Consider the following 11,738-nt stretch of genomic DNA (forward strand, 5'->3'; position numbering starts at 1 on the left):
TTGATTGCCGGGAAAAACAACATGGCTGGATTCCAGGGTCACCGTGCGCGTAAGCGTTTTGGTCAGAATTTCTTGCAGGACCCAGGCATGATTCGCCGTATTGTGCGGGCCATAGCACCCAGAGGTGAAGATCGACTGGTCGAGATAGGCCCGGGCATGGGTGCCATCACAGAGCTGTTGCTGGAAGAAAACCGCTTCCTGGATGTGGTCGAGCTGGATCGTGATCTGATTCCCGGTTTGAAGGTGAAGTTTTTTAATCATTCGGGTTTTCAGGTGCATGAAGCAGATGCACTGAAGTTTGATTTTGCCGGTTTGCGGCAAGGTGATGAAAAACTGCGTGTAGTGGGTAACCTGCCCTACAATATTTCCACGCCACTGATTTTTCATCTGCTGTCCTTTCAGGGATTGATTGAGGACATGCACTTCATGCTGCAGAAGGAAGTGGTTGAACGCCTGGCTGCCAGTCCGGGTAGCGGCCAGTGGGGGCGTCTCAGTGTGATGGCTCAGTACTACTGCCAGGTTGAGTTTTTATTTGAAGTGCCGCCTGAGTGTTTTAACCCCCGTCCCAAGGTGGACTCAGCCATTGTACGCTTGACTCCACACACTCAGCGGCCTTTTGTTGCCGCGGACGAGCAACTGCTTGCTGATACCGTTCGACTGGCATTTGCACAGCGCCGTAAAACCCTGCGTAATAACCTGAAAGGAGTCATTGCCGCAGAGGTGCTGGAGTTATTGGGCATTGACCCGCAGCGCAGACCGGAAACCCTGACGCTGGAAGAGTTTGTGAAATTGGCCAATCACCGTCTGGATACTGCATGGCAACCTACGCAATAGGAGACATTCAGGGCTGCTGGGAGGCCTTTCAGCAGTTACTGCAAGACATAGCCTTTGACCCCTGGCAGGATCGTCTGTGGTTGGCCGGCGATCTGGTGAATCGTGGGGCCGGTTCGCTGGAAGTGCTGCGTTATGCTGCAGGCCTGGGTGATCGGGTGCAGGTGGTGCTGGGTAACCATGATATTCATTTGTTGGCGGTTGCCAGAGGTTTGCGCAAAACACGCCGTTCGGACACGCTGGATAAGCTGCTGAAAGCACCAGATGCCCCGGCTTTACTGGACTGGCTGGCCAATCAGCCACTTTTGCATCATGACACTGCGCTGGGTTTTGTGATGACCCATGCAGGCATCCCGCCAATCTGGACCCTGACTCAGGCTAAAACGCTGGCAGCAGAGGTAGAGCAGGAGTTGCGTTCAGACCGCCAGCAGCAATTATTGACACATCTGTTTGGCAACAAGCCGCGTTGCTGGTCTGACAAGCTGCAGGGGCAGGAGCGCTTTCGTTGCATCATCAATTATTTCACTCGCATGCGTTTCTGCAAGCCGGATGGCACCCTTGAGCTGGACAGCAAGAGTGAGGCTGGCAGTGCACCCAAGGGTTATGCTCCCTGGTTCAGTTACCCCAGTCAGGTATTGCCGGAGTCCCGGATGATTTTTGGTCATTGGGCTGCTTTATCCGGGCATACCGGTGTTGGTGGTATTCATGCCCTGGATACCGGGTGTGTCTGGGGGCAGTTTCTGACCGCCATGCGGTTGGAGGATCAGCAGGTATTTCGGGTGGCTTCAATTAAGAAAGATCTCATATAATGGTTCTTTTTATGTCAAGCCGGAGAGGGATGTTATGAGTTTCAAGATCATTCAGGCGCAGATGGCCCGGGAACTGCTGGATCAGGACAAGGCCACTTTTGTTGATATCCGTGATCCGCAGAGTTTTGATGCCAGCCACATTCGTTCATCAACACGACTGGATAACAGTAATCTGCAAGCTTTTCTGGCCGCTGCCGACAAAGCTCGACCGACAGTGGTGTGTTGTTATCACGGCATGAGCAGTCAGAGTGCTGCCCAGTTTCTGGCTGAGCAGGGTTTCAGCGAGGTTTACAGCCTGGATGGCGGTTTTGAGTTCTGGAAAACCTGCCATCCGGATGCTTGTGAATAAGTCTGTCACCAGGCAATAAATGGTTTACCAGGCGATCACCAGGTCACCCTGTTGGATATTCACCATCTCTGGCAGGGTCACCAGGGTGCCGTTGGCAAAATTGGGTTGTACCCGGCGCAGGCTCAGTGTCAAATCCACCGGTACCAGCTCGGTGTAGGGTCGCTGGGTGTGATCAAAAAAAGTGTTCAGGCGGTAGACACCCAGGGTATCACCGGGGCGTAACCCTGCATCAGAGCCAGCATCAATGTATAGGGTCTTGTTGTCGGTACGGGTAATGCGAGCCATAAACGGTTGGCAACCCACCATCACATGCAAGTCACTGACCATCTGCTCAATCAAGTCATCTACTTTACGACCATAGTCAGTTTCCCAGAAACGTGGACTACCAAACCCAACCTTCTCGGTGCGATTTTCTGTCCAGTTGCCGGTGATGTTGTAACTGCGGCTGGTCACCAGCTCGCCACTGAAACCATCGTGAATAAACAGATCCACCTTAAAGTCTCTGGCAAAGCGGTCACCACGATAACGAGTACGCTCATAGATACCTTGCAGCAGTGGTCTTTCACTGGCCAGCTCCGGATGTAGCAGATCCATGCTGCGTACCACGCCGGTCAATACATACTGCGAGCCAATACGTGTTGCGGTATCAACCGCAGTGGTTAAAGTGCCGCGATCACTGACCGAGGTTGGAATGCTGCCGGTGTCGTTGTAGAGCTGATAACGAACGGCATCCAGAACCCGAAGTCGGTCGTAACCCTGCATGCGTTGCAGTAGCTCACGAGGTAGGCGCTCATTCACATCATGCAGGGCGCCCATGTTGGCAGACCAGGGTCTTTCCAGGTAAAAATTACTGATTGCAAGGCTACGTCGATAACCATTGGCATAGTTGCCACCTTCACAGCTGCCGGTATTTTCAACTCTGGCGCGAACCGTTACGAACAGCAAGCCACGCTCGACTTTTTCATTGAGCACTTCCATTTCCAGAATGCTGCTTTGGGTGCTGATGGCAACCTGGTCGGTGTGGATCTGGCCGCCGCTCATGGCTTGATAACCATTAATTTCCAGTGCACCCTGAAAGCTGGCCTGACGAAGGGCGTCACGAATGGCGGCACGACGAGCGTTGGTGAGATCCTGATGCTGGATAACAGCGGAGCCGGTTGCCTCAACCCATTGGGTTGCTTGCAGTGGCAGACTGAGTAGCAGCAACAGCATTAAGATGATCGCTTTATGCATGAATCCGGTCCATTGAAAGCAAAACGGGAAGTATCAGATTGATACTTCCCGAAGAAAAAGTCCAGTGCTGAGGAGTGCCTCTACTCCTTTGCCTCAATCCAGGTGGTAACGAGTATTGCGGCCTTGCTGGGAAGGCTGGCTGCTGCTGCTGACGGTGGCTGGACGACAGATGGGGTTATCTGCTTCACCTTCCAGCATGCAGCGCTGTACTTCAGGTTCCAGCACCAGCTCCAGTTGGGTTTCAAAAGAGCCATCGCTCAATTCGCGAACATTGGCCACGCGGGCATCACGAATCAGGCTGTCAACAAAAGCGCGAATGCTGTCATCGGTGGTGGCCAGGTTGTTGACGGTTGTCACACCTTGAATGCGGGTGCCATTCACACGCTCAGCAAGGGAGCGGTAAGCGTCAATTTTGGATGCACGCATGGCCAGGAGGCGGCGCTGAGTGGCGTTGAGCTGAACGTTTTCCTCACCAGCAGTACCGTAGCCATTAACCCGGATAATGACCACTTCCAGATTGGTGAAGGTTTGTGCCTGAGGTGCAGACTGTTCCTGTTTCTTGGAGGCGCAGCCGGTGGTCAGGGTTAATGCCAGCACCATGCTGCCTGCAAAAAGGATTTTTTTGATCATGTTGTCTCCCGGGATCCTGTATTTCCTGTACTGCAATTCTAGTCTGATGGTTCAGGCCTGCGCCATCTTTAAAATGTTACATTGCGCTATTGATTCAATGTTATCGCATAATCGGCCGCATCGATGAAAAATTTAATGTTTTGAGGCAGTCAATGCAGATTTATCTGGTGGGTGGTGCAGTCAGGGATAGGTTGCTGGGATTGCCAGTTCATGACCGGGACTGGGTGGTGGTGGGTGCCACCCCTGAAGCAATGCAGGCGCTGGGCTATCGCCCGGTGGGTCGCGATTTTCCGGTGTTTCTGCATCCGGAAACCGGAGAAGAGTATGCTTTGGCCCGTACCGAGCGTAAACAGGGTCAGGGGTATCGGGGGTTTGTGGTTTGTGCGGACCCTTCGGTTACACTGGAAGAAGATCTGCAGCGACGGGATCTGACCATCAATGCCATGGCAGAAAACAGTGAGGGTGTGCTGATCGATCCCTGGGGGGGGCAGATTGATTTGCAGCAGCGTTTATTGCGTGCAGTATCTCCGGCTTTTGCTGAAGATCCGTTAAGGGTGCTGCGCACCGCCCGTTTTGCTGCCCGTTTTGCTGAGCTGGGGTTTCAGGTTGAAGCCGGGACCATGCAATTGATGCAGCAGCTGGTGCATATCGGAGAAATGCAGGCACTGACACCAGAGCGCTGCTGGATAGAGCTTGAAAAAGCATTGCAAACGCCCAGCCCCAGTGTGTTTTTTCATGTCTTGCAACAGGTCGGTGCCTTGCAGGTTTTATGGCCTGGATTGTTTGGGCATTTGCAGCGGCAGCCGGGTAATCTTGTGTGGTTGGATCGACTGAGTCACTTGCAGTTAACCCAGAAGCTGGCGCTGCTGGGCTGGCAGGCAGAAGAATCCTTTGCCGCTGATCTGTATCGTGAAATCAAGATGCCGCAGGCCTGTTTCAGGCAGTTGCAGGCTTTGTTGCGTGCGCAGGGCAGTGAAGGGCTGGCGGGTGAGTCTGCCGAGGCGGTGATGCAGCTTTATGATCTGCTGGATGCCTGGCGTCAGCCACAGTTGCTGGAGACTACCCTTGAGCTGCTGGAGGCTTTGCAGCAAACGCCTGTCAGGCAGTCACTGGTCGCCTGGCAGTCTCAACTGCAGGGTGTTTCTGCTGCGCCGCTGGTGGCAGCAGGGTTAAAGGGACCTGCGGTAGGGGAGGCCTTGCATCAACAACGATTGGAGCGGCTGCGGCAGCTCATTAAGTCTTGAAAGAAATCTGACGCCCCTGCCAGGTGAAATCAACGGCCTGCATCAGTTGATCCGGGTGTTGATGTGTTTGCCATAGCTGAAGGAAGGTTTGCTGGCTGCCCGGTGGACACAGATTCGGTGCCAGTTCAGCCATCGGGCGCAGTACAAAATCATGCTTCAGCAGGTCTTTGTAGGGCAGTTGCAGGCCATCATGGTTGCCGCTCGCTTCTCCCCAGAGAAGAATGTCCAGATCAAGGGCGCGGACATAGGTGCTTTGATCTGTGGGGCGCAGGTATTTTTCACCGGCTTCCAGTTGTTTCAGGAAGGCATTCAGTTCCCCGGGCTGTAGCTGGGTATAAAACCCGGCCACCAGGTTGTAAAAAGGGGCGCATTTTTTCACTTTCAGGCCAACGGGCTGGGTTTCGTAAACCTGGCTGATGGTCAGCTCACCAAAGGCCTGATGCAAACCGTCCAGTGCACGGCTGATCTGGTGATGGCGATCATGATTGCTGCCCAGACTGATCCAGACCTGCACTTGTGAGTCAGTCAAGGGTTGCCTCCTGACGTTGCCGGCAGATGCGAACGCCGACAGTGGTTGCAGCAGGCACCGCACCGGGCTTGCGCAGTGTCAGGGTGACCTGTGGGGTGTTGAATTCGGCCAGCAGGCATGCCGCCATGCGTTCAGCAAGGGTTTCAATCAGATCATGGTGCTGGCTCTGTACCAGTTGCATCAGTCGCTGGCTGATGGCGGCATAATCCAGGGTCTGGTGCAGTTGTTCGCTGCTGGCTGCAGGACGAATGTCGGTCAGCAGCTCCACATCCACTTCCAGCTTTTGCAGCAGTTGTTTCTCCCAGTCAAACACGCCAATACTGGCCAGCAGTTGCAGGTTGTGAATAAAAATGACGTCTTGCATCATGCCAGTCCCTGCAGTTCAACCAGCGGCCATCTGGGTCGAAGGGCCGGGGGGGGTGACTGATCCTGCTGCCCTGCCAGCAGCCGACAGGCACCGGCATAAGCAATCATGGCACCGTTATCCGTGCAATAGGCTGGAGCCGGGTAATAAACCTCGCCACCCATACCCTGCAAAGTACTGCGCAACTGTTCACGAAGGTGTTGATTGGCACTGACGCCACCAGCAATCACCAGGCGTTTCAGGCCCGTTTGTTTCAGGGCGCGTTTGCACTTGATGACCAGGGTGTCGACCACCGCATCCTGAAAGGCCCAGGCCACATCAGCGAGGGTTTGCTGATCCAGTTGATCAGTTTCCCGCAACTGTTTCACGCAGGTCAGGGTGTGGGTTTTCAGACCGCTGAAGCTGAAATCCAGGCCGGGGCGATCGGTCATCGGGCGAGGAAAGCGGAAGCGCCCGCGGGTGCCCTGTTCGGCCAGGCGAGCCAATCGTGGGCCGCCGGGATAACCCAGATCCAGCAGCTTGGCGGTTTTGTCAAAGGCTTCACCGGCAGCATCATCCACGGATTCACCCAGCAGGGTGTATTCACCGATGGCATCCACCTGGATCAGCTGGGTGTGACCACCGGAAACCAATAGTGCCACAAAGGGGAATTCGGGGGGTGTCTGAGTCTGATCCAGCAGGGGGGCCAGCAGGTGGCCCTCCATGTGATGGATGCCCAGCGCCGGTATTTGCAGTGCAAAAGCCAGTGATCGCCCAAAGCAGGCACCGGTCATCAGTGCACCGATCAAGCCGGGGCCTGCAGTATAGGCGATGCCATCCAGTTGCTGCAGGGTATGGCCGGACTCATCAAGCAGTTGCCGCACCAGCGGGGAGAGTTTGCGCAGGTGATCGCGAGATGCCAGCTCCGGCACCACCCCCCCATAACGCTCGTGCAACTCGACCTGACTGTAGAGGGCGTCAGCGACCAGTCCTCGGGTGGTGTCATAAAGGGCAACACCGGTTTCATCACAGGAGGTTTCGATACCCAGCACCAGCATGGCGAGCGGCTCCACAAAGCAGTTTGGAAACCTCTGATTAACTACTTTGCTGGCTTATGCTGTGTTGAAATTGGCCTCAAAATGCTCATTTACTCTGTGTAAACTCCGCTTTTTCAGCCAATTTCGCCTTGCCTAACCTGCGCTCGTGACATTAATTCAGAGGTTTCTTTGAAGCCGGGCATTATAAAGGAAACTGCTTAATGTTTGCACGACTGCCGGTGAAGGAGTAAAATTCCCGCCTTGCTGTACCCCTAAACTACTACCCAACCCTTTAAGGACGGTGATTTTAATGCCTGCAGTTAAAGTCAAAGACAACGAGCCGTTTGACGTCGCCCTGCGTCGCTTCAAGCGTTCCTGCGAAAAAGCCGGTGTTCTGGCTGACGTACGTCGTCGTGAGTTTTACGAAAAACCCACCGCAGAGCGTAAGCGTAAGAAAGCAGCGGCTGTCAAACGTCATCAGAAAAAACTTCAGCGCGAACAGCGTCGTTTCGAGCGCCTGTATTAATCAGGTGCCGAAAGGCAAGTTTGCATTGAAGTTGTCTTGACGCAAGGCAACCTCTGGGCGAGTCAACAATTTCGGTTGTGGCTCGCTTTTCTTTTTTAAGGAACCTCTGATTAACGTGATGAGCGCAATAGTTAATCAAAGGATTCCTGAGTGCTGCGTTTAAACAGGGTTCTCACATGGCTGGACGCATTCCCCAACACTTCATCGATGAATTGCTGGCCCGTACGGACCTGGCAGAAGTGATTGGCTCCCGGCTGACTCTGAAAAAAACCGGCAAGAACTTCTCAGGCCTTTGTCCCTTCCACAACGAAAAATCCCCCTCGTTCAGTGTTAATCCTGACAAGCAGTTTTATTACTGTTTCGGCTGTGGTGCCAGTGGCAATGCGCTGACCTTTCTGATGGAGCACGACCACCAGGAGTTTGTTGAGGCAGTGGAAACCCTGGCGCGCATGCAGGGTATGCAGGTGCCGCGTGAAGAGGGTGGTCATTCCGGGCGCAGCGAGCAGCAACGCCAGCAGCAGAAGGTCGAAGCGGATCTGCGCCAGCATTGCATGGAGCTGGCCAGTCGCTTTTATCAGGACTACATGCAGCAGCCGGGTGGGCAGGCGGGGTTGAACTATTTTCGGCAGTTGCGGGGGCTGAGTGATGCCACGCTGGAATCTTTTGCGTTGGGTGTGGCTCCCGATGCCTGGGATGCCCTGAAAAACCACCTGTTACAGGCAGGTGTGTCCGAGGCTTTGCAGTTGGAGCTGGGTTTGCTGGTGCAGAAGGAAGAAACCGGCCGGGTTTATGACCGTTTTCGGAATCGGGTGGTGTTTCCGATTCGCAATATCAAAGGCCAGACCATCGGTTTTGGTGGTCGAGTGCTGGATGACAGCAAACCCAAATACCTCAACTCGCCGGAAACACCGCTGTTCCATAAGGGGCAGGAACTTTACGGTCTTTATGAGGCGCGGCGTCAACCGGGTCGGCTGGACCGCATTCTGGTGGTTGAAGGTTACATGGATGTGGTGGCACTGGCACAGCAGGGCATTCACTGGGCGGTGGCCACGCTGGGGACGGCAACCAGTGAAGAGCATCTGCGGCGTATTTTTCGGCTGGTTAATGAAGTAGTGTTTTGTTTTGACGGTGATGCTGCCGGTTCTCAGGCTGCGGTCAGGGCATTGCAGACGGTGTTGCCGCTGATGACGGATGGACGCCATGCCCGCTTCCTGTTTCTGCCGCAGGGCGAAGATCCGGATACGCTGGTGCGCAAAGAAGGCGCTGGCTTGTTTGAACAGCGGGTCGGACAGGCACTGCCGCTGGCTGAATACCTGTTGCGTTACCTGCAGCAGGGGCTGGATCTTGATCTGCTGGATGACCAGGCACGAATGGCCACTGCTGCCCGGCCACTGTTACAGGCTTTACCGGTGGGTTTGCTGAAACGGCGCATCATCACACAGGTCTGTCGACTGAGCGGTTTGACTGAAAATGATTTACTGGGTTCACCCGGAGGGCAGGCCCAGGGGCGTGTTGCTGAGCAATCGGTACCGGCTGCCGGTGCTTCGGCAACATTTCGCCAGGTCGCAGCGCCTGAGGTGAACCGGTCAGCGGCCACTGCTGGCATGACATTGCCACCCCAGGAGCGCCTGTTGCGTTTGCTGGTGCGGTATCCGCGATTGATTGCCCAGGTGCCTGAAAAACTGGCGGGCTTGCTGGAAGAAGAAAGCCTGCTGGCGCGCCTGCTTGATTATTTGTTACGCAGCCCTGATATCACGCCTCAGGTGTTACTGGCCTACTGGGCAGGAACGCCAGAAGGTGAGGCTTTGGCTGAGAGAGCACAGCAGGCATTGGAGCTGAATCAGGATGCAGCAGCCACTGAAGTGTGTGCGCTGGCCAGGCATTTGCTGGAGCAGCAGGAAGCATCCGTTGTTGAGGCGCGATACCAGGCCTTGCTGGAAGCTTCGCGGCAAGGCCAGTTGTCGCCACAAGAGCACCAGGAGTTGTGGCAACTGGTGCAAAGCAAGCATCACAAATCAAACGGTAAATAGACGGTTAAGTGCGGTTGTGCTAAAATTCCGCGCTTGTCATTGGGCTGTAGTTCATCAGCCCTTTACCATATCCAAGTTTCTTGCATAGCTGAGATAGGGGTTCTATGTCCGGGAACGCGCAGCAGCAGTCTCGCCTGAAAGAATTGATTGCACGCGGTAAGGAGCAGGGTTACCTGACCTACGCGGAAGTCAACGATCATCTGCCGGAAGAAATTTCCGACCCGGATCAGGTCGAAGACATCATTCGTATGATTAACGATATGGGCATCCCCGTCAGTGAGGAAGCCCCGGACATGGAAACCCTGCTGATGACCGACGGCGACTCCGCCGACGACTCAGTGGCAGAGGAAGCCGTGGCTGCACTGGCCGCTGTGGAAAGCGATGCCGGTCGAACCACTGACCCGGTGCGCATGTACATGCGTGAAATGGGTACCGTGGAGCTGCTGACTCGTGAAGGTGAAATCGTCATTGCCAAGCGCATTGAAGAAGGCATCCGCGAAGTGATGGCAGCCCTTGCCTATTTGCCTGGTTCAGTGGAAAGCATTGTCAGCGCCTATGATCAGGTGGTGGAAGCAGAAAGCGGCCGTCTGACCGATGTCTTTGCCGGCTTTATTGATCCGGTGGAAGAGCTGCCACCAGAAACAGAGGATGCAGAACTGCCAGACCAGCCTGCAGGCAATAAAGCGGGTGGCAAGGATATTGACGACGAAGATGACGAGGAAGAAACGGAGTCATCAGGTGAAGATGATGAAGACGCCGCCGTCAGTGGTCCTGATCCTGAAGAAGCGCGTATCCGTTTCACTGCCTTGCGCGAGCAGCTTGAAAAAGCGCGCAGCACAATGGCTAAACATGGCTTCCGCGACAAGCGGACCCAAAAAGAGCTGGAGCTGCTTGGTGAACTTTTTGCGCCATTTAAACTCTCCAACAAGCACTATGAGCGTCTGGTCGGTGACGTACGCAATGCTGTAACCGATATTCGTGACCAGGAAAAACAGATCATGAAGCTGTGTGTTGGCAAGGCAAAAATGCCCCGCACCGACTTTATTGGTAGCTTTCCGGGACGTGAAACAGATCTGGAATGGATTGACGAGCTGATTGCCCGTGATGATGAAATCGGCAAGAAGCTGCGCATGTACCGCTTGGACATTCAGCGTGGTCAGAAGCGTATCCGTTCTTATGAAGAAAAGTATCAACTCAGTGTTGGTGATCTGAAAGAGGTTAACCGTCGTTTGTCGATTGGTGAAGCCAAGAGTCGTCGCGCCAAGAAGGAAATGGTCGAAGCCAACCTGCGACTGGTGATCTCCATCGCCAAAAAGTATACCAACCGTGGTCTGCAATTCCTGGATCTGATCCAGGAAGGCAACATCGGTCTGATGAAAGCGGTCGACAAGTTTGAGTTTCGTCGTGGTTACAAGTTTTCGACCTACGCCACCTGGTGGATACGTCAGGCCATCACTCGCTCGATTGCTGACCAGGCGCGCACCATCCGTATTCCTGTGCACATGATTGAAACCATCAACAAGATCAATCGTGTACAGCGTCAGATGCTGCAGGAAATGGGTCGTGAACCCAGCCCAGAAGAGCTGGGCGAGCGTCTGGATATGCCGGAAGACAAGGTACGCAAGGTGCTGAAGATTGCCAAGGAGCCCATCTCGATGGAAACTCCGATCGGTGATGATGAAGACTCGCACCTGGGCGACTTCATCGAGGATACCAATCAGGAATCCCCGATTGACTCAGCCACCGGTGAAGGTCTGGTTGAAGCCACGCGCTCGGTTCTGGCGGGCTTGACTGCACGTGAATCCAAGGTGCTGCGCATGCGTTTTGGCATCGACATGAATACCGACCACACGCTGGAAGAAGTTGGTAAACAGTTTGATGTAACACGCGAGCGTATTCGTCAGATTGAGGCCAAGGCGCTGCGTAAACTGCGTCATCCGTCTCGTTGTGACGCCCTGCGTTCCTTCCTTGACGATTGATCTGTGTTTGACCAGAAAGCCTTGATTCATCAAGGCTTTCTGGTATGATCAATGGCGCTTTCAGGGCCTATAGCTCAATGGTTAGAGCAGAGGACTCATAATCCTTTGGTTGCAGGTTCGAGTCCTGCTGGGCCCACCAGCAAAAGACAGAAAACTCAGTTAGTTATGGCACCCTCGAGGTGCTTTTTTTATGCCCAG

12 protein-coding genes and 1 tRNA gene are annotated in these 11,738 nt (G+C 54.4%); 8 read left to right on the forward strand and 5 right to left on the reverse strand.

The features are described from left to right. Positions 1-21: 21 nt before the first annotated feature. Genes rsmA through glpE form a run of 3 tightly spaced genes read left to right on the forward strand, consistent with a single transcriptional unit; the run spans position 22 to position 1,989 of the window. Complete coding sequence (gene rsmA / locus BT114_RS04905) at positions 22-834, forward strand: 16S rRNA (adenine(1518)-N(6)/adenine(1519)-N(6))-dimethyltransferase RsmA (RefSeq protein WP_072325317.1); 813 nt, start codon at positions 22-24, stop codon at positions 832-834. Then, positions 816-1,640: a symmetrical bis(5'-nucleosyl)-tetraphosphatase gene (locus tag BT114_RS04910; RefSeq protein ID WP_072325206.1), complete on the forward strand. Its 825-nt coding sequence runs from the start codon at positions 816-818 to the stop codon at positions 1,638-1,640. The genes rsmA and BT114_RS04910 overlap by 19 nt, the downstream gene beginning before the upstream one ends. 34 nt (positions 1,641-1,674) lie before the next feature. Then, the gene (glpE, locus tag BT114_RS04915; RefSeq protein WP_072325207.1) at positions 1,675-1,989 is read left to right on the forward strand and encodes a thiosulfate sulfurtransferase GlpE; all 315 of its coding nucleotides are present in this window, start codon (positions 1,675-1,677) and stop codon (positions 1,987-1,989) included. 24 nt (positions 1,990-2,013) lie between these two features. Here the strand turns inward: glpE and BT114_RS04920 are convergent, their stop codons facing one another. Next, a complete protein-coding gene (locus BT114_RS04920; RefSeq protein WP_072325208.1) occupies positions 2,014-3,222 on the reverse strand; it encodes a flagella assembly protein FlgT in 1,209 nt (402 codons plus the stop codon). Positions 3,223-3,315: 93 nt separating this feature from the next. After that, positions 3,316-3,852: an LPP20 family lipoprotein gene (locus BT114_RS04925; protein WP_072325209.1), complete on the reverse strand. Its 537-nt coding sequence runs from the start codon at positions 3,850-3,852 to the stop codon at positions 3,316-3,318. 152 nt (positions 3,853-4,004) lie between these two features. Between BT114_RS04925 and BT114_RS15275 the strand changes: the two genes are divergently transcribed. Continuing rightward, on the forward strand, positions 4,005-5,096 hold the full coding sequence (locus tag BT114_RS15275) for a tRNA nucleotidyltransferase/poly(A) polymerase-related protein (protein WP_072325210.1): 1,092 nt from the start codon (positions 4,005-4,007) through the stop codon (positions 5,094-5,096). Here the strand turns inward: BT114_RS15275 and folK are convergent. From folK to tsaD, 3 genes are read right to left on the reverse strand one after another with little or no spacing between them, the layout of a single operon-like run. Continuing rightward, positions 5,086-5,625, reverse strand: a complete 540-nt coding sequence (gene folK, locus BT114_RS04935; protein WP_177247044.1) for a 2-amino-4-hydroxy-6-hydroxymethyldihydropteridine diphosphokinase — start codon at positions 5,623-5,625, stop codon at positions 5,086-5,088. The genes BT114_RS15275 and folK overlap by 11 nt on opposite strands. Further along, complete coding sequence (gene folB / locus BT114_RS04940) at positions 5,618-5,992, reverse strand: dihydroneopterin aldolase (RefSeq protein ID WP_245770389.1); 375 nt, start codon at positions 5,990-5,992, stop codon at positions 5,618-5,620. Before folB ends, folK begins: the two co-directional genes overlap by 8 nt. Continuing rightward, positions 5,989-7,026: a tRNA (adenosine(37)-N6)-threonylcarbamoyltransferase complex transferase subunit TsaD gene (gene tsaD / locus BT114_RS04945; protein ID WP_072325211.1), complete on the reverse strand. Its 1,038-nt coding sequence runs from the start codon at positions 7,024-7,026 to the stop codon at positions 5,989-5,991. The genes folB and tsaD overlap by 4 nt, the downstream gene beginning before the upstream one ends. 289 nt (positions 7,027-7,315) lie before the next feature. On the opposite strand from tsaD, the gene rpsU reads away from it, so the two are divergent. From rpsU to BT114_RS04965, 4 genes are all read left to right on the forward strand, one after another. Then, positions 7,316-7,531: a 30S ribosomal protein S21 gene (rpsU, locus tag BT114_RS04950; RefSeq protein WP_072325212.1), complete on the forward strand. Its 216-nt coding sequence runs from the start codon at positions 7,316-7,318 to the stop codon at positions 7,529-7,531. 176 nt (positions 7,532-7,707) lie between these two features. Then, positions 7,708-9,561, forward strand: coding sequence for a DNA primase (gene dnaG, locus BT114_RS04955; RefSeq protein ID WP_072325213.1), 1,854 nt, complete (start codon positions 7,708-7,710; stop codon positions 9,559-9,561). A 104-nt stretch (positions 9,562-9,665) separates the two neighbouring features. After that, positions 9,666-11,540, forward strand: a complete 1,875-nt coding sequence (rpoD, locus tag BT114_RS04960; RefSeq protein ID WP_072325214.1) for an RNA polymerase sigma factor RpoD — start codon at positions 9,666-9,668, stop codon at positions 11,538-11,540. A gap of 63 nt (positions 11,541-11,603) precedes the next feature. Then, positions 11,604-11,679: transfer RNA gene (locus BT114_RS04965), tRNA-Ile, on the forward strand. Positions 11,680-11,738: the final 59 nt, after the last annotated feature.

It is taken from the genome of Marinospirillum alkaliphilum DSM 21637, from assembly GCF_900119735.1.
In the GTDB taxonomy this organism is placed as follows: Bacteria; Pseudomonadota; Gammaproteobacteria; order Pseudomonadales; family Halomonadaceae; genus Marinospirillum; species Marinospirillum alkaliphilum.